General features: G+C 49.5%; 25 protein-coding genes. 8 read left to right on the forward strand and 17 right to left on the reverse strand.

Translation table 11 applies throughout. The features are described from left to right. Positions 1-6: 6 nt before the first annotated feature. The 6 genes from VNQ80_RS01585 to VNQ80_RS01610 are packed head-to-tail and all read right to left on the reverse strand — an operon-like array spanning position 7 to position 4,389. Entirely contained in the window at positions 7-588 is a 582-nt protein-coding gene (locus tag VNQ80_RS01585; RefSeq protein WP_325635659.1) for a TetR/AcrR family transcriptional regulator, read from the reverse strand. Continuing rightward, the gene (locus VNQ80_RS01590) at positions 588-1,013 is read right to left on the reverse strand and encodes a hypothetical protein (RefSeq protein WP_325635660.1); all 426 of its coding nucleotides are present in this window, start codon (positions 1,011-1,013) and stop codon (positions 588-590) included. The genes VNQ80_RS01585 and VNQ80_RS01590 overlap by 1 nt, the downstream gene beginning before the upstream one ends. A 10-nt stretch (positions 1,014-1,023) precedes the next feature. Beyond that, positions 1,024-2,061, reverse strand: coding sequence for a phenylalanine--tRNA ligase subunit alpha (gene pheS, locus VNQ80_RS01595; RefSeq protein ID WP_325635661.1), 1,038 nt, complete (start codon positions 2,059-2,061; stop codon positions 1,024-1,026). A 32-nt stretch (positions 2,062-2,093) separates the two neighbouring features. After that, positions 2,094-2,552, reverse strand: a complete 459-nt coding sequence (locus VNQ80_RS01600) for a single-stranded DNA-binding protein (protein ID WP_325635662.1) — start codon at positions 2,550-2,552, stop codon at positions 2,094-2,096. 17 nt (positions 2,553-2,569) lie between these two features. Beyond that, positions 2,570-3,619: an A/G-specific adenine glycosylase gene (gene mutY, locus VNQ80_RS01605; RefSeq protein WP_325635663.1), complete on the reverse strand. Its 1,050-nt coding sequence runs from the start codon at positions 3,617-3,619 to the stop codon at positions 2,570-2,572. Between the two features lie 20 nt (positions 3,620-3,639). Further along, on the reverse strand, positions 3,640-4,389 hold the full coding sequence (locus VNQ80_RS01610) for an EcsC family protein (protein ID WP_325635664.1): 750 nt from the start codon (positions 4,387-4,389) through the stop codon (positions 3,640-3,642). Positions 4,390-4,535: 146 nt separating this feature from the next. On the opposite strand from VNQ80_RS01610, the gene VNQ80_RS01615 reads away from it, so the two are divergent. Continuing rightward, positions 4,536-5,171: a peroxiredoxin gene (locus VNQ80_RS01615; protein ID WP_325635665.1), complete on the forward strand. Its 636-nt coding sequence runs from the start codon at positions 4,536-4,538 to the stop codon at positions 5,169-5,171. A gap of 101 nt (positions 5,172-5,272) precedes the next feature. Here VNQ80_RS01615 and VNQ80_RS01620 read toward each other — a convergent pair whose 3' ends face one another. Together VNQ80_RS01620 and VNQ80_RS01625 are read right to left on the reverse strand one after the other, a co-directional pair. Continuing rightward, complete coding sequence (locus VNQ80_RS01620; RefSeq protein ID WP_325635666.1) at positions 5,273-6,376, reverse strand: serine protease; 1,104 nt, start codon at positions 6,374-6,376, stop codon at positions 5,273-5,275. A 12-nt stretch (positions 6,377-6,388) separates the two neighbouring features. Then, positions 6,389-6,943 carry a sigma-70 family RNA polymerase sigma factor gene (locus VNQ80_RS01625; protein WP_325635667.1) on the reverse strand — a complete coding sequence of 185 codons (555 nt, stop codon included), beginning with the start codon at positions 6,941-6,943 and terminating at the stop codon, positions 6,389-6,391. 181 nt (positions 6,944-7,124) lie between these two features. Between VNQ80_RS01625 and VNQ80_RS01630 the strand changes: the two genes are divergently transcribed. Both VNQ80_RS01630 and VNQ80_RS01635 read left to right on the forward strand, forming a co-directional pair. Continuing rightward, positions 7,125-8,099 (forward strand): polyprenyl synthetase family protein, encoded by a 975-nt coding sequence (locus tag VNQ80_RS01630; RefSeq protein WP_325635668.1) that lies wholly within the window; start codon positions 7,125-7,127, stop codon positions 8,097-8,099. A 109-nt stretch (positions 8,100-8,208) separates the two neighbouring features. Beyond that, the gene (locus VNQ80_RS01635) at positions 8,209-9,000 is read left to right on the forward strand and encodes an amidohydrolase (protein ID WP_325635669.1); all 792 of its coding nucleotides are present in this window, start codon (positions 8,209-8,211) and stop codon (positions 8,998-9,000) included. A gap of 32 nt (positions 9,001-9,032) precedes the next feature. Here VNQ80_RS01635 and VNQ80_RS01640 read toward each other — a convergent pair whose 3' ends face one another. After that, positions 9,033-9,416 (reverse strand): hypothetical protein, encoded by a 384-nt coding sequence (locus tag VNQ80_RS01640; protein ID WP_325635670.1) that lies wholly within the window; start codon positions 9,414-9,416, stop codon positions 9,033-9,035. Positions 9,417-9,524: 108 nt separating this feature from the next. On the opposite strand from VNQ80_RS01640, the gene VNQ80_RS01645 reads away from it, so the two are divergent. The 3 genes from VNQ80_RS01645 (at position 9,525) to VNQ80_RS01655 (ending at position 11,370) form a co-directional block, all read left to right on the forward strand. Beyond that, the gene (locus VNQ80_RS01645) at positions 9,525-10,022 is read left to right on the forward strand and encodes an RNA polymerase sigma factor (RefSeq protein ID WP_325635671.1); all 498 of its coding nucleotides are present in this window, start codon (positions 9,525-9,527) and stop codon (positions 10,020-10,022) included. Further along, positions 10,009-10,617: a hypothetical protein gene (locus VNQ80_RS01650; RefSeq protein WP_325635672.1), complete on the forward strand. Its 609-nt coding sequence runs from the start codon at positions 10,009-10,011 to the stop codon at positions 10,615-10,617. Before VNQ80_RS01645 ends, VNQ80_RS01650 begins: the two co-directional genes overlap by 14 nt. 66 nt (positions 10,618-10,683) lie before the next feature. After that, complete coding sequence (locus VNQ80_RS01655; RefSeq protein WP_325635673.1) at positions 10,684-11,370, forward strand: phosphoribosylaminoimidazolesuccinocarboxamide synthase; 687 nt, start codon at positions 10,684-10,686, stop codon at positions 11,368-11,370. Between the two features lie 4 nt (positions 11,371-11,374). On the opposite strand, the gene VNQ80_RS01660 is transcribed toward VNQ80_RS01655, so the two are convergent. From VNQ80_RS01660 to VNQ80_RS01675, 4 genes are read right to left on the reverse strand one after another with little or no spacing between them, the layout of a single operon-like run. Further along, positions 11,375-11,842, reverse strand: a complete 468-nt coding sequence (locus VNQ80_RS01660; protein ID WP_325635674.1) for an SRPBCC domain-containing protein — start codon at positions 11,840-11,842, stop codon at positions 11,375-11,377. An 11-nt stretch (positions 11,843-11,853) separates the two neighbouring features. Then, a complete protein-coding gene (locus VNQ80_RS01665; protein ID WP_325635675.1) occupies positions 11,854-12,615 on the reverse strand; it encodes a F420-dependent NADP oxidoreductase in 762 nt (253 codons plus the stop codon). Continuing rightward, the gene (locus VNQ80_RS01670) at positions 12,615-15,065 is read right to left on the reverse strand and encodes a heme lyase CcmF/NrfE family subunit (RefSeq protein WP_325635676.1); all 2,451 of its coding nucleotides are present in this window, start codon (positions 15,063-15,065) and stop codon (positions 12,615-12,617) included. The genes VNQ80_RS01665 and VNQ80_RS01670 overlap by 1 nt, the downstream gene beginning before the upstream one ends. Positions 15,066-15,074: 9 nt before the next feature. Continuing rightward, the gene (locus tag VNQ80_RS01675) at positions 15,075-15,512 is read right to left on the reverse strand and encodes a cytochrome c maturation protein CcmE (protein ID WP_325635677.1); all 438 of its coding nucleotides are present in this window, start codon (positions 15,510-15,512) and stop codon (positions 15,075-15,077) included. A gap of 167 nt (positions 15,513-15,679) precedes the next feature. Between VNQ80_RS01675 and VNQ80_RS01680 the strand changes: the two genes are divergently transcribed. Then, positions 15,680-16,645 (forward strand): lipid A deacylase LpxR family protein, encoded by a 966-nt coding sequence (locus VNQ80_RS01680; RefSeq protein WP_325635678.1) that lies wholly within the window; start codon positions 15,680-15,682, stop codon positions 16,643-16,645. Here the strand turns inward: VNQ80_RS01680 and arfB are convergent. Both arfB and VNQ80_RS01690 read right to left on the reverse strand, forming a co-directional pair. Next, entirely contained in the window at positions 16,642-17,061 is a 420-nt protein-coding gene (gene arfB / locus VNQ80_RS01685; protein WP_325635679.1) for an alternative ribosome rescue aminoacyl-tRNA hydrolase ArfB, read from the reverse strand. The genes VNQ80_RS01680 and arfB overlap by 4 nt on opposite strands. After that, positions 17,048-18,316: a dicarboxylate/amino acid:cation symporter gene (locus VNQ80_RS01690; RefSeq protein WP_325635680.1), complete on the reverse strand. Its 1,269-nt coding sequence runs from the start codon at positions 18,314-18,316 to the stop codon at positions 17,048-17,050. The genes arfB and VNQ80_RS01690 overlap by 14 nt, the downstream gene beginning before the upstream one ends. A gap of 45 nt (positions 18,317-18,361) precedes the next feature. On the opposite strand from VNQ80_RS01690, the gene mnmD reads away from it, so the two are divergent. Beyond that, positions 18,362-19,030, forward strand: a complete 669-nt coding sequence (gene mnmD / locus VNQ80_RS01695; protein WP_325635681.1) for a tRNA (5-methylaminomethyl-2-thiouridine)(34)-methyltransferase MnmD — start codon at positions 18,362-18,364, stop codon at positions 19,028-19,030. A gap of 11 nt (positions 19,031-19,041) precedes the next feature. Here mnmD and VNQ80_RS01700 read toward each other — a convergent pair whose 3' ends face one another. Both VNQ80_RS01700 and VNQ80_RS01705 read right to left on the reverse strand, forming a co-directional pair. Continuing rightward, positions 19,042-19,539 (reverse strand): peptidylprolyl isomerase, encoded by a 498-nt coding sequence (locus VNQ80_RS01700; protein ID WP_325635682.1) that lies wholly within the window; start codon positions 19,537-19,539, stop codon positions 19,042-19,044. A 42-nt stretch (positions 19,540-19,581) separates the two neighbouring features. After that, entirely contained in the window at positions 19,582-21,588 is a 2,007-nt protein-coding gene (locus VNQ80_RS01705) for a thioredoxin domain-containing protein (RefSeq protein ID WP_325635683.1), read from the reverse strand. Positions 21,589-21,613 lie beyond the last annotated feature (25 nt).

The raw sequence follows: 21,613 nt of genomic DNA on the forward strand, positions 1-21,613 counted from the left end.
CGATTTTCAGTCGCCGTCTACCGTTGCTTTAACCAAATAGGGCAGGATTTCTTTCTGAAAAGAAACGAAGTTCTTTCGAACGTCCGCCTCGCTTACCGATGTAAATGCAAATGAGAAAACGATATTCTTACTCGCCTTGATGAGGAATGTCAATTTTTCGGGTGTAACGGACTCGCCGATCTCCGCATTATTGATAAATGAACTGATGAGCAGAAATTCAAGGTCGTCCGACAATGTACGCAGGTATTCTTGTGTGTTGGTCGACTCGCGGATAAAATCCCATCCTAAAAATTCGTTGCATATCGCATAGGTAAGGCGGCTCACACGTAGAATTGTGTTACCCAAATAGGTTTCAAGGTCGGCTTGCTTATTATACTTGCTCAACAAGTCGGCCACACTTTCGCGGATATAGTCCATCAGGATGGCGTGCAGCACCAGTTCTTTGCTGTCGAAATATTTGTAGATGGTCGCCTTGGCGATTTTTGCCCGCCGGGCGATTTCATTGACGCTGGTTTTTTTATAACCATAACGCCTGAAAAGTTCCCGGGCGGCTTTTTTTATCGATTCTTTTACTTTATCAGCTTCCATTAGTTAACGACATAATAAACGGCACTGGCACCCGATCCAACTTGTTGTATGGTATATGGCCTTAGCGGGCATTCGGCAATCTTTGATGGCGACCCGTTCAGCAGCACATATTCGGCGCCACTACAGGGGTCTACCGCCACGAGTGGATTTTCCGCTGACACATCAACAGCACATTGCTTCTCTGGGCTTACCGTGCTACACCTGTCGTAAGCAAAAAAGCCATTTGGCGTATTAACCACGAGGATACCGGCTACGCCGCCAGGCAATGTGACCGTGCCGTACGTTGCGGCTAATGCCGGATATTGTACCGGCGAAAACGGAACCCGGTTCACCGGCACATACGGCACTACATTACAGCCGCCCTTTTTGCAGGCAGAAAGCAACAAACATGCGACGCACAACAAGAACACGTGACCTTTGGTCATGCGATTATGATTAAATCAACTCCGTCTCAAACTGGCTGAGGAAGCGTACATCGTTTTCGGAAAACAGTCGCAGGTCTTTAATCTCGTATTTAAGGTTGGTGATGCGTTCGATGCCCATACCGAACGCAAAGCCACTATACTTTCTCGAGTCGATATTGCAATTTTCGAGCACATTGGGGTCCACCATTCCACAACCCAAGATCTCAACCCACCCTGTTTTCTTGCACAGTGTACATCCTGCTCCCTTGCAAATGGTGCAACTGATATCCATCTCCGCAGATGGCTCCGTAAACGGGAAATATGACGGACGGAAGCGTACTTTCGTGTCTTCGCCAAACAGTTCCTGTACAAAATAATATAGGGTCTGTTTCAAATCGGCGAAAGAAACATTTTCATCGATATACAACCCTTCGACCTGATGGAAAAAACAATGCGCCCGGGCAGATATAGCTTCGTTGCGATACACCCGGCCAGGCATAATGGCCCGGAACGGGGGTTGGCCATTCTCCATCATCCGCACCTGCACGGACGATGTATGCGTACGTAGCGCGATATCATTGCCCTCTTGCTTCTTGATGAAGAACGTATCTTGCATATCCCGTGCGGGATGTTCCGGCGGAAAGTTAAGTGCGGTAAAATTGTGCCAATCGTCCTCGATCTCGGGCCCTTCGGCTACTACAAAACCCAATTTCCGGAATATCTCCACGATTTCTTTGCGTACGAGCGCAAGTGGATGCCTAGACCCCATCACAAACCCCTCACCGGGTAAGGTCAGGTCTTCGATGTCACGCTTGTGGACCGCCGCAATCGCCGCAAATTGTTCCTGTATGGTTCGATATTTCAATTCGGCAGCCTGCTTAAGTTCATTCAGGCTTTTGCCAAGTGAACGCTTCTGCTCGGGTGAAACGGATTTAAAGGCGTCAAACAAGTCGCGTATTACGCCCTTGGCCACCAAAAACCGCAACCGGAAAGCTTCTACATCTTCCTGGGATTGCGGCGTAAACTGCTCAATCTCCTGTGCGTACTGTGCTATCTTCTCGTCCAACATGACGCCAAAGATACAGGAAAAAAATAAAATGTTTAAAACAGCGAATCATCGTCGCCATCATTCTCCTTGAAATCCACCGTCGCGTTTCCAGCATCGTCCTTTTTTGGGATCTGCTCACCCGCTGTCTGCGTTGTATTTGGATTACTAGGGGGATCAAAATCGCTCCTGCGACCCAACAGCGTGAAATTATCTGCCACTACTTCCGTCGTATACCGCCTTATCCCCTCTTTGTCTTCGTAAGTCCGGGTACGTAGTTTCCCCTCGATGTACACCAGCTTTCCCTTAAAAAGGTACTTGGCGGCGACTTCGGCCAATCCGCGCCACATAACGATGTTGTGCCACTCCGTTTGCTCAACCCTGCGACCATCCTTATTGTACATTTCGGAAGTTGCCAAGGGGAAGCTCGCTACGGTAACATTCCCTTCCAAATGGCGGATTTCGGGGTCTTTGCCTAAATGGCCAACTAAAATAGCTTTGTTAATGCCTGACATAATTTAGGTACTTTTGGTTAACCATATAATCCTTTTAAAAAAGAATAAATTAGTTTCGGTTTAGCTAATGTACCTAAATCTTTGATAAATACATAATCCCATCCCATTTTTTTGCTATTGAAGCCGACGGGCGGTTCTACGGCAATGAATTGGGCAAATAGGTTTTGGTGACTCAGCACATGCTTCACTGGGCTGCCTAACAACCTTAAATCAGGATCTGATCCGAAGTGAGCAACGACCGCTTCGTACGCGGCCAATTCGTGAAGGTCCATGTGACGGGGCGTCTCGATCAGGGGCAACTCATAGAGGCTCTCCCAAATATCACCCTGCCCCCGTTTGTTCATCAAGATACGGTCGCCGTCTGCTACTACGAAATAATTGAAATAACGGTTACGGCTGGCTTTTCCTTTCAGCTTGACCGGCAGCTGGTTAACCCGCCCTTCCTGCAAGGCCCGGCAATCCAACCGCAATACGCAGTTCCCGCAGTCGGGGTTTTTGGGTTTGCATTGCAAGGCACCGAATTCCATGATTGCTTGGTTGTAAAGGCTCGGGCGTGTGCCTTCCAATAATTCTTGCGCCAGCTGCAGAAAAGTTCTTTTACCCCCCGTGGAATTGATGGGTTCATCGATACCGAAATACCTGGCCAGCACACGGAATACATTGCCATCCACCACCGCGCGTGCTTCATCAGCCGAAAAAGAAGCAATCGCCGCCGCCGTATATTCGCCCACACCTTTGAGCTTGATAAGATCGTCGTAGCGATTTGGAAATATACCGGCGTACTCCGCTACGACGGTTTTGGCAGCATTGTGCATGTTGCGTGCCCTCGAATAGTAGCCCAGCCCCTGCCAGTGCATCAGTATCTCGCCCTCGGGAGCCGCCGCGAACAACGCGACATCAGGGTAATGCGAAAGAAATCTGTCAAAATAAGGCCGTCCCTGCTCTACCCGCGTTTGCTGCAGGATGATTTCCGATAGCCAGATGACATACGGATCGGTGGTGTGACGCCAGGGCAAATCTCGTTTATGCCGATTATACCACGCAATGATATCGTTAGAAAACGCCATGCGGCAAAGGTCCCCTTTTTTTAGCTTGTCTCCAACATCCGCATGCGATAGCAATTCATCGCAGTGGCACCGAGCTGCTGCACTAAGCGGTAGTTGACCACGGCCCCCACAGCAGCACCGATTACCGGAATCAGCTGCGCCATTTTGGCCAGATCGATATAATCGCGGTATTCCAGCTGAAACGTGCGCCAATCGAAGCTGTCGATATTGTCGGGTAGGCTTTCGGCATAAGCATCCCAATTGCAAAGCCGGTTATACACGGCAGCACGGTGTTTGTGGCTCGAAAACGCCAATTGGAAGACGGTAAGCAAAAAAAGGCGTTCCTTGTATTGCCGTACGTCATAGCCGTAGGTTGCTGCGATATCGAACAGCATTTTAACCTTGATGGCCAGCAGTGCAGGAAAATCAGCTATGCCCATCAGTATTCCGCCGGCACCTGTTACGGCACCCTCAATGGAAGCAGTTTTTCTGTAGGTGTCGATCAATTTCTTCACGTAAGCTTCGCGCAGTTGGAAACTCCCATATGCACGGGGCGGCGCAACGGTGTACGTGGCGCCAAACAACACACCCTTCACCATTTTCTCAATCGTAAACGTAATCGCTTGGTGAACCTTTTCCGGAATGAGGTCATTCAGTCTGGACTGTATATTTTTAGCCCATACCGCCCCCGTCGGCTGCTTCTTGGTCATTTTATGCTTCCAGAAAACCAACTCAATCATCACCTTTTTCCGGTACAGCGGCGACATATCCGCACCCCAATCCTGTTCCATCCTAAATTGGACGGCGATAAAGCGGCATTGTTACATCACTTTTTAACGAACGAAAGGCAAAAAATAACGGACAACCTTTGTATTGCCAGAAAATCTATTAACTTTGTAGACTACAAATTCATTCACTAAAATAGGAGGAATAATATATGAGTTTAAGATTAGGCGATACCGCACCGAATTTCCAAGCGGTAACGACGATAGGAGAAATCGACTTCTATGATTACACGGAAGGTAAATGGGTAGTATTGTTTTCACACCCAGCGGACTACACACCGGTATGCACCACGGAATTGGGGCGTACGGCACAGTTGAAAAGCGAGTTTGACAAGCGTAATACTGTGGTGCTTGCTGTGAGCGTAGACCCTATCGATAGCCACCACGGGTGGGTAAAGGACATCAATGAAACGCAGAACACCAACGTTGAATTCCCGATCATCGCCGATGATGACCGCAAGGTGGCCGAGTTGTATGACATGATCCATCCCAACGCATCGGCGACCGCCACCGTACGCTCGGTGTTCGTTATCGGACCGGACCGGAAAATTAAACTTACGCTTACCTACCCGGCTTCAACCGGGCGGAATTTCCTTGAAATCTTACGGGTAATTGATTCTCTTCAGCTCACTGCTAATCACAGCGTAGCCACACCGGCCGATTGGGAACATGGACAGGATGTCATTGTATCACCGGCCATTGCAACGGAAGATATACCGGCGAAATTCCCGAAAGGCCACAAGGTCATCAAGCCTTACCTTCGTACCACCCCACAGCCAAATATCTAAAAGGGCCAATAGGAACAAGGGACCGCATGGTCGGCCCTACAAAAAAAGCGATTGATGTTTATCAACCGCTTTTTTTCATTTATTTCACCTATGCCACAACCTTAGTATACTTTAACCAAGTACACGTAATCCTGTATTTTCTTCACCTGCTCGGTACGCTTCAATCCACCAAGTGCATTCTTTTTGTTGATCACCAACTCACTTTCCAATGAATCCACTGGTATCGCTGCGATCGAATTCAGCAGGGCCTCGGTTTTGATAGCAAACGACGCTCCGTCGATGCCGGTTTGCTTACCGCTGATGATGCCAACCACGTTACCTTTGCTGTCGAGCACAGGTCCGCCGCTGTTGCCTGGATTAACCGGAATAGATATCTGATACGCAGTGGTATCACCAGCATAGCCGGTCCGCGAGCTAAGATACCCCTGCCCGTAAACCACTTCGTCTCTTGGATAACCAATGGTGTATACATCCTCGCCAAGTTCCGACGGAGTCTCTTTAAATGTATAAGGCGCGTTTTTCAATGGTGCAAATGTGCTATCATTGATGCGCAGCATTGCTAGATCGTGTGTGGGGTCGATATAGATGACCTTCGCCTTAAAGGACTCACCTTTCGTGCTTTGGAGGTGGACCGAATCAGCTCCCCTTACCACGTGATAATTGGTAACAACATAGCCGTTTGCCGAAATGATAAACCCGGTACCTCCAAAGTTGCTTGCGGACCGGTCATCGCGCTGTTTATCATTATTGATATTCCGGATAACCGCATTTTGCGCATTCACATTTTTCTTCACGTCATTCATATCCCGCCGCAATGCACTGTAATTGGTGGAAGTCTTCTCGATGGTTTTGTAATAACCGGACATCCACAAAGTGGAAAACACGGCCACTATGGCCACACTTGCGGCCACTAGTGAATTTACCTTGAATTTGTTCCACAGGGTTACAATCAGCGGTTCCCTTTGCTCCGCTGCTAAGCTATCACCTGCATGGTATCGGGCTGCGGCCGCGGATAACGTATTTTTAAAAGCCACACGGTCGGCGTGTTCTTTCAATTGCTGCAAGAACAACCGATGTGTTGCTAGCTGTTCGGCGGCGGCGTTTTCTTCACAATACCGTTCAAAGGCCACCCGCTCCCTATCCTCCATCTCGCCATTCAAGTACTTGTCGGCCTGCATTATAAATTCTTGCTCATTCTCCATCATATCCGTATCAACTTACTTTGTTGTCGCTGTAAAAAACAACTTCTTTAACCGTTGCAGGCATTTGTATTTTTGGGTTTTAGCGTTATCCGCATTCGTATATCCGAATTTGTCACAAATCTCCTGCATAGACAGATTAGCTATGTAGAAGTCTCGGATAATCGTCCTGCACGGCTCTCCCAATTCATCCAGTGCCTGCTCCATCATCGTCAACTGGAGGTCTTTCTCTTCATGCATTGCCAAATCCTCCTCCACCACAATGATGTCTTCGTATGCCGCCACATCGCGGAACGTGCGATCTTTGCTTCCCAATTGCTTGAGCCAAAGCCGTCGGCATACCGAGTAAATGTAGGTTTTCAGCCTGCTGGTCAACTCAAAATCGTGCTGTTTGACTTTGTCATAAAGCACGATAACAGCTTCTTGAAAAACATCCTTCGCCTCCTCTTCAGTGCCATTATTCTGGACGATCATGTTCAAAATCATCGGGAAGTAATCGCGGTACAACCGCTCCAGACTCCCCGCATCACCGCGCGCCACGCCCTCGAGGATTACGGCATCCGCTTCTGACACAACAGATCTGCTCCTTTCACTCACTGGTTAATACGATTTTGTCCAAATAGTAACCCATATATTTCCTCCAAACCTAAGCTATTTTTTTTGATTTTGAAATGGGCAGCCTTACGGAGCGGCCCGCGGGCGGATGTGGCAAATTGGCACGGATATTCCTATCTTAGCCGCAAATTTAACATCCATGTACCATACCCACACATTGCAGGAACGGATTGCCGACGAATTGGCGGAACTCCGCATTCCGGAACAACCGGCCAACCTATACGAGCCTGTCCGGTACATGCTGCAAATAGGGGGCAAGCGTATCCGCCCGTTACTCACCCTGATGGCTGCTGATTTATTTTCCATCAGCGACATGGAGGCGGCCGTACCAGCTGCCGTAGCTGTCGAATTGTTTCACAATTTCTCATTGGTGCATGACGACATCATGGACAATGCACCACTTCGGCGTGGGCACCGCACCGTTCACGAGAAATGGAATCCGAATATTGGCATTCTCTCGGGCGACAACCTACTCATCATGGCTTATGCGCAGCTGGCGAAATGCCCTGCCAATAACCTTCCGGCCATTCTCGAAACGTTCAACACGATGGCTGCCCAGGTATGCGAAGGGCAGCAGTTGGATATGGATTTCGAGCGGTCGGCGACAGTCGGCATTGACGACTATCTCCACATGATCCGGCTTAAAACATCCGTATTGCTGGGTGCCGCATTAAAAATGGGTGCGCTTTTGGCCGGAGCCAACAAAGCCGACGCACAACTTATTTACGACTTCGGTGTCGGCGTGGGCATCGCCTTCCAATTGCAAGACGATATTTTAGACGTTTATGGCGATCCCGAGCAATTCGGCAAGCAGCGCGGTGGCGACATCCTCGCCAACAAAAAAACCTACCTCCTGGTGAAAGCATTGGAAATGGCAGATACCGCGACGCGGTCGACGCTGAATGATTGGCTGGCCGATCATTCAAACCCGTTGGATAAAATCCGTAACGTAACCGCCATATATGATGCACTTGGCATTCGGAGTGAAGTGGAAGCTGCCAAGCAGCTTCACGTTAAGCAAGCTTATACGGCTCTGGATGCCCTCCCCGTAGAAGTTGCCCGCAAAACCCCTTTGCGGGAGCTCGCCTACAGGCTACTCAACCGGGGGCAATAACTGGCAGTATAATTGCACGGGAAATTGCTATCAGTTTCTATGTTTATCGATTTATTACTAACTTGTGCTTTTTGCACTGGCAACGAATAGGGACCCTTCGCTTACCGATATGGATGCACTAAAAATCACGACTTTTCAAGCGTACCTTTTTTGGGAAAATATCGACAAGAACCTAAGTAATCTTGCATTGAAGCTTTCGGCGATTCGTGAAAAGACCGATCTGATCGTCCTGCCCGAGATGTTTAATACCGGATTTACAATGAATGTGGAGCACTGCGCCGAAAAACCCGACGGGAAGACGATGCATTGGATGCTGGAGATGGCGCAAAAGTACGACTGCGTGGTGGCCGGAAGCCTCATCATCGAAGAAGAGGGCAACTATTACAACCGGTTTGTCTGGATGACGAAAGACGGCAATTATGTGACATACGACAAGCGGCACCTATTTGGCATGGCAGGAGAAGATCAGGTGTTCACGGCGGGAACGCAACGGGTTATTGTAGATCTTAACGGGTGGAAGATATGCCCCATGATTTGCTATGACCTCCGCTTTCCGGTCTGGACGCGCAACCTCGACGGTGCTTATGATATATTACTCTATATCGCGAATTGGCCCGACAAGCGTTCCGGCCACTGGCGAAGCCTCATTCCCGCCCGGGCCATCGAAAACCAATCGTTCGTAATCGGTGTAAACCGAGTGGGACACGATGGCAACGAAATTTATTATTCCGGCGGGTCGATGTGTATCTCACCAGCCGGCGACGTGGTATACTACAAGCCTGAATACGAAGACCTCTATACATTTACCATCTACCGGAGAGATTTGGACGATACGCGTAAGGAATTGCCTTTCCTGAAAGATATGGATACGTTTAATTTAGTCGTAAATCGCAAGTCGTAAGTCTTTTGCCGTTAGTCTATAGTTAGGTAGGTTTATTTATACGGCCGTTCGAGAATGATGGACTTGATTACGGCATCGCGCAGATCAAATTCTTCCGAATCAACCGCGGATTGTACATCAACTCCCGTATCCACCGCCAACCGTTGCGGTATTAGCGGGCGTTGACGGGAACTGCGTGTAGATTCCACGGGATTTACAACACCCGAATAATACGCATACTCCGAACTCACGGTAGGGGAAGATACCGGTGTGTCGGCGGGAACAGCAACAGGCTTGATGTGTTTAGCGTTGTCTTCCGGCAATGGTGGTTGGGCCGGATTGCGCTTACGCGCTTTATCCTGCTCCTTTTGGTAGTTGGCATACGCCTGAAAGGCAAAAACGACAATCGCTATTAGTATGGGAATAAACGTTTCCATCGACATAAAGTTAAGGAATAATTTCGATACTGACATCATGCTTGCCGATATTCGCTATTTTTGTAACACGTGCTACCCTTAGGCGTCTAACTGATGTAACTGCCGTTCATGAGTAACCAACGACAACTGTTCCAGCAATTATTTGAAGAGAACTCCAAGCGGGTTTACCACCTGTGTTATGGCTATACCGGCGACAGCGACTCGGCAAACGATCTGATGCAGGAAACGTTCATCAAAGTATGGCAAAACCTGGATAGGTTCCGCAACCAGTCGCAATTCTCGACGTGGATATACCGCATTGCCATAAACACCTGCCTGTCCTACCTGCGCACCGCGAAACGGCGGGTCACCGAAGAGCTGAACGACAGTATCATCGAAAACTATACGGAGGAACCTTCGGAAAAACAGGAACAGGTTGCGTTGCTGTACAAATCCATCGCACAGTTGGAAGAAAACGAGCGGATTATCATCACGATGGTGTTGGACGAAGTGCCATACCCCGAGATTGCTGAAGTGGCCGGCATCTCCGAGGGCAACCTGCGGGTGAAAATACATCGGATAAAACATAAGCTAACAGAAATATACAATAGCAATGAAAGGGTTTGAAGAGATACAACAGCTTTGGCACGGGCAAGACCCCGATCCAAACGTTAGCTTTGATACCGTGTTGAAACGCATCAAAAACAGCCGTTCTGCGTTTGCCAAAAAGCTCTTTTGGCAGAGCATTTCGACGGCAGTGGCCGTAGCGATTTTACTCTGGATGTGCTTAACCGTCGATTTTTCGACATGGACCACCTACTTGGCTATCGCCATCATGGTTGCCTGTATCTGCTATTATTTTGTGAGCCAGCTCAACGACTACCGTGCCCTTAGCAGGAGCCACGACCTGCTGTCTAAACCCCAAGATTACATCCAATACCTCAAGACCTTCCAACAGAAACGCAATCGCTTCAATACGCGAAATTATGCCGTCTACGAAGTCTGCATAGCCGTTGCATTCGCGTTGTATGGCGTTGAGATGTATTTCGCATTACCGTTGTGGACATTCATCGGATTGGTCGTATTCGTGATCTTTTGGTTCGTGATTTGCCACGTTGTATTCATGAAGCAATACATCCGCAACGAAAATACACGAATTGCGGAGATGATTGACAATCTGGAGCGGATCAAGGGGCAGTTCAACGAAAATACGGAACTGTAAAAATACATGTCCCTTCTGCTTTTATGACAAGTTATCGTACTTTTGCCAAAAATCATATTTTATTCCATGGAATTACTGTATACGGGTAAAACAAAAAACGTTTACCGGGCTGATGCATACCAGGTGTTGCTTCAATTCAAAGACGATGTGACAGGCGAAAACGGTGTGTTCGACCCTGGCGCGAATACCGTGGGCCTCACTATTGAGGGTGCGGGCAAGTCGGGACTCAAAATGACCAAGCATTTCTTCGAATCGCTGAATGCCCAGGGCATCCATACCCATTATATACAAGCCGATGTGGAGCAGGCTACCATGACGGTCCGCGAAGCCCGGGTTTTTGGCAAGGGATTGGAGGTCATTTGCCGTTACCGGGCGGTCGGCAGTTTTCTCCGCCGCTACGGCGCGTATTGCGAATCGGGACAACCGCTTGACGCGTTTGTGGAAATCACCATTAAGGATGACGAGCGGGGTGACCCCACCATATCTGCCGACGCGTTACAGTTGCTCGGCATCCTATCGCCGCAGGAATACGATGTACTGACCGTCCAAACCAAGAAAATATGTGGCATCATCAAAAACGAGCTTGCAAAGAAAGGCCTCGAACTGTATGACATCAAACTTGAATTCGGCCGCGATGCCGAAACTGGCGAAATCATGCTGATCGACGAGATCTCGGGCGGAAATATGCGGGTTTATAAAGATGGCGTCTACATTACTCCATTAGCGCTTGAAGAGGCGTTTCTGAACGGTTAACCGCTCATTCGCTGCCAGGGGCGTTTTTCTTCATAAAATCAAATGCACCCGTGCGTAAGTTGATGCCATATTCCAAAAAGGCTTTTAAGCAGGCGAGGAAATTCGCCCAGCCCTCGGATTGGCCAATGGCTTGCTGGATGCCTTCGTCGTCCTTTTTCATCTGCCGTTCGGTAACGCGCACGACCGTGGAGTCGCCGGCGGGTTCCAGTGTGATTTCCACGAGCATACCTTCGACGCCACCGGACCAGTCGAACGAAATGTACCCGTGGGGTCTGATTTCCTTTCCCATTACCGGAAACTGATCATCAAACTCCGGAAATTTCCAATACACTTCCTTACCCGTCTCCAGCCTACCGGTGGAGCGTTCGATGAAATAGTGCTTCATCTTATCCGGCGAAACGATTCCCTCGAACACCTCGGCCACTGGTTTCAGAATCTGGATAGTTGCTTTCGCGGTCAATATAGCTGCCATGATCGGTAAATTTACATTTTTTTTATCCGCTCACTGATGAGCAGATAAAGCTGTGCCAATGTAGGGTTTGTCTCCAACAACTCCAAATGTTTCTCCATGGTGCGCGCATCATTCCGTACTGCTGGACCGGTCTGCACCTCCTTGGGCGGATGTTTCATTACCTTTTGGGCGGTTTCGAGGACAAGGGGCCGGATGAGGTCGAAATCCAGATCATGTTTGTTAAGGATATCAGCGGCAATCGCGTAGAAATGGTTGGTGAAATTGCAGGCAAATACGGCGGCGGTATGCAGCGAAAGCCGCTGTTTCGAATCACATCGAAAAACACGGTTGGATAGATTGCCCGCCAATGCCTCCAACCTTAGCAAAACCGCTTCTCCCGATGCTTCCACGGCAATGGGGACGCTGGAAAAATCCACAGGCGTTGATTTTGAAAAGGTCTGCAGCGGATACAAAACGCCGTAGTCCACCGCATAACCGGCAAACACATCCATATCAACACTTCCAGCCGTATGGACAACTACGCCCCGTAATGTGGGAGGCAATTGTGCGGCCACGCCCGCTAGGGCGTCATCTTTTACCGAAATGATGTAAACGTCAGCTTGTGCGTCGATGGCTGCCAGATCCGTGGTCACAACGGCATCCAGTATAGCAGCAAGCGCCTGCGCATGTTCCTCGGTACGGCTATAGACCTGCTTGATGCGATGACCTGCCGTCACCAGCGCACGGCCCAAGTGGGTCGCTACATTGCCGCTACCAAGCAGCACGACATCCATCAGGTCCGCTGTGGTTTAACTTCTTTGTTGCGGCGGATGATTGACAGTAGAAAGCCGATTGTCATCACGATAGCACCGCACCAGAAGAAATTGATATATGGAAATTTGATGGCTTTGAATACCACCCACCGCTTCTCGGGCATGGGCTTTTGGTACACCATCAGCTCCAGCTTGTCTTTCTGTGGCATGATGTTGCTGAACCGGAACCGGAGGCCTTGCTCTTCCACATCTTTGAAGAGATCGAACGTGTTTCCATCGCGGATAAGGAAAACCGGCTCGGCATCATACGTTTCACCATCCGCGGCATGTACCCTGACTTTCAATCCGACGATGACATCGTTATCTCTACGCGGAATATTCTGCACCGTCGCATTCCGATTGATGCCTTCTACCACGATATATCCATTGCGGTACCGTAAGGTGTCGCCGATATTAGTCTCGTACACAGCCGGTTCTTCGAAATTTTCGAAGCCGGTCTGCGCACCGTCGCCCTGCGCCTGCGTATGCGAATCTGACATGGCGGCGGTAATAAGCGTATAAATATCATGGGTAAGGTAATGGCGTGTATCTGGCGTGCCGATCAGCCCGCCCATATCCGGGTTATTCTGGGCAAATGGCCGCAGCTGGAAACTTTCGGTTACCCGGCCTGTTTCCTCATCAACCTTCTCGTAATTTATCTTGTAATATACGTTGGGCGGGGCCACGCTATCGCCTACGTATGTGATGCGGTAATCGCCCATCTGCACGGGTTCGCCTTCGGTAAGGAACAGGTTATCGCCGGGATTTTCCACTTGATCAAAACCCGCTACCGCAATGTAGTTGGCATTGTTTACCGAAATCACCTCGTTGGTTGCTGCTGCCACAAGTGCACCGATAAGCAATAATCCAAAACCGATATGAGCCACAGCAGACCCGGTAAGCTTCCACTTACCGCGGATGGCTTCGCCCAAGATCCGCCCGTTTGCCACGATGGTGTAGGCCGCCGAAAACACAAGCAGGATGTACATGAAATTGGTATATACGCCTGTGATGTAAACGACGATGGCCGTTAGCACCGCCGCCGCCACCAATGAGGCAATGGCTACCCCGAAAAATTTACGGATATCGGTCCGTTTGTATTTCATAAACTGCGTGAACGCCGATAGCAGCCCCACCACAACGGCAAATCCCGCTTGCCACTTATTGTAATGCTGCACGGGATCGATAGGGGGCGCCACGTCGGTACCGAAGATGGCATTGAAAACCGGCACCGAAGTGGATGCAATGATCTGTACGCAGGCCACTGTTAGCACCAAAGCACCGATAAACAACCAGAACTCACGTGAATAGATGTCTTCCTCCTTTTGATGCGACGGCATCTCACGTTTGCGGGCTACCAGGAAGTAGACCATCACGCCGAGGAAAATCAAATTGAATGCGACCAGTTGCCAATACAGCCCCAAGTCGGTGAATGAATGCACCGATGTCTCACCAAGCACGCCACTGCGAGTGAGAAACGAAGCGTAGATGACCAGTACAAAACTCACCATGGCAAGAAACGTGGCAGTGAAATAGGAATGTCCGGAATTCTTATAGGCTACCATGACGTGAACCGCCGCGATGAGCGTGAACCAAGGGATAATCGATGCATTTTCTACCGGATCCCAGGCCCAGAATCCACCGAAGTTAAGCGCTTCATAGGCCCAAAAAGAACCCATGATGATACCAGCCCCCAAGGTCATCACGGCGAAAAGCGCCCAAGGCAGGCCTGGCGTAATCCATTCCTTGTAACGCCGCGTCCATAAGCCGGCAGTTGCATAGGCAAAGGGTACAATCATGGCAGCAAACCCCAGGAACAGTGTGGGTGGGTGGATGACCATCCAGTAGTTCTGCAACAGCGCATTAAGGCCACGGCCGTCCGCAATCATCCCCAAGTAATTAGGGTCGGAAAAAATCGGCGCCTCCACGGCATCCCGCAACAGAATAAAGGGTGAGCTGCCCACGCGCTCGCCGAAGACGGCTATGCCGATGAGCATGGAGCCCAGTACAGCCTGACAGAGCATCACTACCGCCATCACAGGGCTTTCCCAGCTTTTGGCCTTAAACAACAATACAGCACCCAATAGTGCTTGCCAGAACATCCAGAGCCAGAAACTGCCCTCCTGTCCTTCCCAGAAACTCGAGATGATATAATGGGTGGGTAGCGATCTGGACGAGTGTGCCCAAGCGTAATGGTACTCAAATAAGTGGTTGTAAATTATATAGAAAAGGCAGCTTCCGATGGCCACTACAGACACTACATTGACCCAAAAGGAAGCACGTGCGATCTGCAGCCACGAGCGGTCTTCTTTACTTTTTGTTGCAAAATAATAGGCCGCGCAGGCCAACAATGCGGATCCAAAAGAAAGGATGACAAAGAACTGCCCAATTTTACCGGGCAACAGGCTCTCGCCTACATAAGTTATATCCATCTACGTACACTAACGATTAGCGGTTGGCGGTGCAACAGTACCCATGGTACTGGCCGTCGACGCCTCTATCACTTCTACCTCGTCCTCGTTGTACTTGGACGGGCATTTCATCAAAATCTTACTTGCATGGAAATCTTCTCCCACCATCTTGCCCGTCAATACGATTTGCTCGGAACGCTCGATATCCTGCGGCTTCGCACCACGGAAAACAACACGGCACTCCGTACTGTCATTGTCGTACATATAGAACGAAAAATGATTGGCATCAACCTTCGGATCATAATGTAACTCTTTCTCTTTGTTGAGCACACCCACTACGTATAACTCGGTTTGCTTCTCCTTGGCTTCAGTGAAGCTGGAGTAGGTACTCGAATCTGCGTATATCACGATAATCATGGCAATGGCAATCGCGATAACAATGATACCTATTACTGAACTTTTCTTCATGTCGTTATCCCCCAACGGATTAATACCGGAATGCAAAATTACGAATTGGAAAATGAAGGTACGAATAATGCAAGTGATTGAGCTCTTTTAGAATCGTTCTAAACAGAACATAGGGAAAAATCCGTATGTTTGCTTTCTAGAAGATTGATGAAGCCACTAACTGAATAATGACCAGCAGCCCCCTATATCGCGTTGGCAAAGCCTGCGTAGTATTCGCACTGCTATTTAGCTATTCCGTATGTTTGGCACAACATCTTTCCCACACGGAGTTTAACTTCCGGAATGACAATGACCTTTATTTATTCAACAAACAAGACCAATATTATACCAATGGGGTTTTCTTCAGTATCCGCAAAACGGTAGACAGCACCTCGCTATCGACCAACGAAGCCAACCGGATATGGGGTGTCACCATCGGGCAAAAAATGTACAATGCCTATACGGCGAACATCCGCTACATTGAAGAAGTAGACCGACCTATTACGGCATATCTGTTCCTTGCCGCCAATCTTGATCGCTATTTTGAGCGCGAGCGGCTCTTTTCGGTTACCGCGGAAATCGGGACAATTGGGCAACGGGCTCTTGGCAAGCAGTTCCAAGAAAGTATCCACAAGGCTTTCCGGCTCTATGACATCGCTGGCTGGCAATACCAGCTGAAAAATGCATTTGGCATAGACGCTACAACGCGCTATGGGGGGTTGCTTTACCGGAACCCGACGCAATGGTTTGACATATCGGGGCAGGTGGCAGCAACATTAGGTCTTAATCATACTGGCTTTGCCATTGCGCCCAGCTTCCGGTTTGGTCGTATCAATCCGCTCCACCAATCCGTATATACGTCCAGTCGGCTACAGGTACGCGGCAATACGGTTGCTAAAGAGCTGTTCCTCTATTACAGCCCGCGGCTACATTTCGTCGGCTACGATGCCACGCTCCAAGGAGGAATGTTCTTACGTGATAAAGGCCCGGTAACGCATACCCCAGCCCGGTGGGTATGGTACAATCAGGTCGGCATGATGTATGCCAAGAACGCACTCTCGCTGCATTTCCAATACATTTTCTACACCAAGGAAGTTCCAGGGATGTTTTTCCGTCACCGATATGGTTCGGTAGGGATGGGATATCGGTTTTAAAACCAATCCTTCCGCCTATTGATCTTTCGTAGCGCTTGCTGCCGTTTGGTGTCTAGACGTCGCTGCACAGCAGCTTTGGAGGGCTTGGTGGCCTTACGTGGCTTTTCGGTCTTCAGCGCATTTGAAACCAACTCGACCAACTTTTGGAGCGCAAGTTCCTTGTTGCGCAATTGGCTGCGGGTTTCCTGATTGGTAACTTGCAAGAGGCCTTCGGCTTGCAACCGATTGGATAATCGTTTCCGTAAACGTGCTTTCTCCTCTTCGGAAAACACCGTAGCTGCTGCAATATCGAAGAGCAGCATAACCTTGGTTTCCACCTTGTTGACGTGTTGCCCACCGGCACCGCCACTTCGCGATGTCTGAAACCGCACAAAGGGTAAAAGTAATTCCGCGTTAATCTGTTCAATCCGTGCCATCCACATTCAATCCGCTATCGGTCTCCACTCCGTTCCGCCCACCTGTAAACCGCCCCACCAGCATAGCTGCCACGTTATCGCCCGTGGCATTGAGCAACGTCGCCATGGGGTCGACCAACGTACCGATAATCATCACCGCCGGAATGGCCTCTGCTGGAAGCCCGTATACCGAAATCATCAACATCTCACCAATATAGCCACCATTCGGAATCCCCCCCGCTACGATACTGACCAATACGGTAATGCCAATGGCGGTAAGTAGGGTCATCGGATCGAAGAAGTTCCAACCGATAAGCACGAACGCGACATAAATCTTTACGATACTGGATATCGACGACCCGTCCTTATGCAAGGTTGCCCCCAATGGAATGACCACATTGGCCACGGCGGGTGGAATCCCCATCTTGGAAGCTACCGACAGATTGACCGGCATGGTGGCAATACTGCTGCAGGTGCCCACGGCGGTGGCGGAGGGTAAGATATTGTTTCTCCAGAACCGGCTGACACCGGACTTACCACCGGCAATGTATGCGTAGATGCTGAAAAATACAATGAAGTAAAAAGCCCCAAGAACATAATACAAACCCAAGGGCTTCGCATAAAAACCGAAGAGCTCCGGACCGATGGTGCCAACCTGGTAGGCAAAATACGCACCCAAGCCAACGGGAGCGATTTTCATAATCATGATGAGCACGTGCTTCATCACTTCATTACCCGAACTAAGGAATTTACGGAATGATCGACCTGCCTCGCCCGCCCTCATCGCAGCAATACCGACAAGAAAGGAGAAAATCACGAAAGCGAGCATGTTTTCCCGCGATAGCAATTTATAGAACTCATCCACCGTGATAAACCGCACCAGCTTATCACCCCACGTGTCACCCGGATTGCCTTGAAGAAGTTCACTGCTAGTCTCCTGTACGGCCTGAGGCGCTTCTACTGGAAAAAACCATAGCGCAATGATGGTACATACCGCTGCGATGACGATTGTACCAAGAAATACGCCAGCCATTACTGAAATGATACGCCCAAGTTTCTGTGATCCATCGATGTTTGCCACCGCAGAAGCAATGGCGAAAAACAACAGTGGGATAACCGCAGCGAATAACAGGTTGAGGAAAATATCACCCAACGGCTTAAGCCAAATTACCGAATTTGGGAAAAAACCACCAACGACGCTCCCTAACACAATACCGAGCAATAGCAACAAAATGCTGCCATAATTCTCCAAAAAACCGGATAGTCGCCTTTCCATATTTTAGGTTACTAAAGTAATGGATTTATTTTAAGTTTGCATGACATGGTCGAATTTGTTGTCACCTTAGACGGTTCTAAAACACTATACCACCCTGTTATTGGCGAGCACTATCATTCGCGCCATGGGGCGGTGCAAGAAAGTAAACATGTGTTTCTCGGCATGGGTTTAGGCCATTTCGTGGCGAAACACCACCCACAAATAGTTAGCGTGCTCGAAATCGGATTCGGCACGGGGCTTAATTTTCTTCTCACCGCGGAAGACTGCCGCGCCAGAGGTATTGCGCTTGATTATACGGGTGTGGAAGCTTACCCACTTCCCGTTGCCACCTTATCACAAACCGGATACGGCAACTACGTATCTCCGGCGGTATGGACGTCTTTCCTCGCCCGCTACACAAACAGCCTGACGGCACCACAGGTTATTTTCAACGGGTGCTCGCTTGAAATGGCTCATTGCCGGGCACTGGAATACAGCACTGAAAAACGGTTTGATGTACTATATTTCGATGCCTTCGCAGCCGTTCACCAGCCGGAGATGTGGACGGAAGAAACATTGCAACACGTTTGTGCCCTTTTAAAGCCCAGTGGAATTTTTGTTACATATGCCATCACCGGCCACCTCAAGCGAACGCTGAAATCTTTTGGATTTACCATCGAAAAAGTGCCCGGAGCACCCGGTAAAAGGGAGATGCTCCGGGCAATGAAACAATAAAATTCTATAATTTAGTGCTCGTGCGTGCCGTCAGGTCCATGGGAATGTCCATGGGAAAGCTCATCCGCAGTGGCTTCGCGAACAGACAGCACTTCGATGGCGAAATGCAAGTTTTGGCCGGCCATCGGATGATTGAGGTCTACCACGACAGTTTCCGGGCTCACCTCGGTGACCTTACCACGGAACTGGTTGCCTTGGTTATCTTGGAGCGGCAGGATTTCACCCACGGTGGGAAGGCCGCTTTCCTTAAACATGTCAGCGGGCAGCGGTGCAATGGCTTGCTCATTGATTTCGCCGTATGCATCTTCGGCAACCAATTCAAAATCTTTAGTATCCCCAGCTCCCAAACCAGCGATATTTTCTTCGAACTTCGGCAACATCATGCCCACACCGAATAAGAAGTCCAAGGGATTGTCCTTACCGGCTTCTTCTACAAAGGTTTTCTCACCATTCTCGACGGTGTGTAGTTTGTAAGTCAGCGTTACTACGCTGTTGGGTGCTATCGTCATTGTGTTTAAAGTTATGGTCACGCGTCAGGCGTAACCGGTTTATCAATTTGTAATTAATTGCATTAATCCGTCCGCCTGTTCCACCGGCAAGCTACATGTTTTGTTGCGGCACACATACGCTCGTGTTGCACCACCTATCCGCCCTACTAACAAGGGGAGGCTTCCTTTTGTTCCGCCCAATATCATTTTGTTCGGTACGTAATGTCGGTCCAGTTCTTGGCGCAAAGCCAGCCATCCGGGCCCGGTCAACACGATTTCGAGGCTTCCGCTGACCTCGTCGAGCAACTGGATTGCCCAGTTGGCATATGCCGATCCATACGAAGCGATATGCGGCACTACATTCGCTAATTGTTGATCGGCTATGACTGTGTAATGTGGCTCATCGAAGGCCAACCCCAACCAACGAAGCTGCCTAGCTATGGTTGAGGTGGAAGAAGAGATCACATTGTCCATGGTTTCCGTCTTCCGGGCGATGAGCGGCTCGGCATGTGCTGATGTAAAATAAAACGCCGAAGCCTCGTCATTATAGAAGTGGGCCAATACATATGCTACAAGCCGTTTCGCCTCAGCTAACCAGTCTTCGTTGAAGGTAGCTTCGTACAACGCGATGTAGGCCTCGATGGTAAATGCATAGTCATCCAGGAAGCCACCGATGGTTTTACCATTTTTTGGTGGTTGCCGCCACAAGCCACCATCTTCAGCGTATAGCCGTGCCTTGATGAATGCCGCATTAGCCAGCGCCACTTCAAGGTATTCGGAAACACCAAAAACCCGATACGCATCGACAAATGCTTTGAGCATCATCGCGTTCCAGGCAGTTAATAATTTACCGTCCAAGCCTGGGTGTACCCGCCCATTTCGGTAGTTGATTAGTTTACGTTTGGCATCGGTGAGGCACATTTCCCATTCCGACGCGGAAAAGCCAGCCTCTTGGGCCATCTTGTCCGCATCGACGTCTATTTTCAGCACGTTCGTGCGTTCTTCCTCCCAATTCCCTTCTTCCGTGACACCGAAATAACGGGTAAATAGCTCGGCATCATCACCGAGCACATTTTCGATTTCACGTTGTTGGAAAGTATAGAACTTTCCCTCCACGCCCTCGCTATCGGCATCCAGCGCACAGTAAAAGCCCCCCTCCGGGCTGGTCATTTCGCGCTGAACCCATTGCAGTGTTTCGCTGACCACACGCTTATACTGCGCTATTGGTCGTTGCTGCCACGCTTCGGCATAAAGGCTGACCAACTGTGCGTTGTCGTACAGCATTTTCTCAAAATGCGGAATGTGCCAACGGGCATCTACCGAATATCGAGCAAAACCGCCCCCAATGTGATCGTATATCCCTCCCGAGGCAATTTTCTGGAGTGTAAAATGCACATGGTCCACCACTTGGGGATCGTCCATCAGCGCGCCGTAGCGCAGCAGAAACAACCAGTTGTTCGGCAACGGAAATTTCGGTGCCCCTCGGTGCCCACCCTCGTTTTTATCAAAACGATCTTTCCAGGGTGTAACGATACGTACTAAATCTTCCTTGGAATAAGTATCCGGAATCTGCACAAAGGGAAGTCGCTCGCTCTGCTGGATACCAGCGGTCAGCCGTTCCGCATATTCGTTCGCTAGCTGGGGATTCTCGTCCCACATAGCAACCAGTTTCTGTAAGAATTGCTTCCAATGCGCGGGCGGGAAATAGGTACCTCCATAAATCGGCCGGCCATCAGGCAGGCAAATGCAATTGAGCGGCCAGCCCCCCTGCCCAGTCATCAACTGCACGGCAACCATGTAAATCTGGTCGATATCGGGCCGCTCTTCCCGGTCCACTTTGATGGAAACGAAATGCGCGTTCATAAACGCTGCGATGGTTTCATCTTCGAAACTCTCATGTTCCATCACATGGCACCAATGGCATGCGGAGTACCCTATACTAACAATGAGGAGCTTATTTTCGGTTTTGGCTTTTTGCAGGGCTTCTTCTCCCCAAGGATACCACTCAACGGGATTAAACTGGTGCTGCCTCAGATAGGGCGAGGTCTCACTATGGAGTTTATTCGGCATCTGGCGGTAAAGGTAAGGTTTTTCT

It is taken from the genome of Parapedobacter sp. (assembly GCF_035556095.1).
Classification (GTDB): Bacteria; Bacteroidota; Bacteroidia; order Sphingobacteriales; family Sphingobacteriaceae; genus Parapedobacter.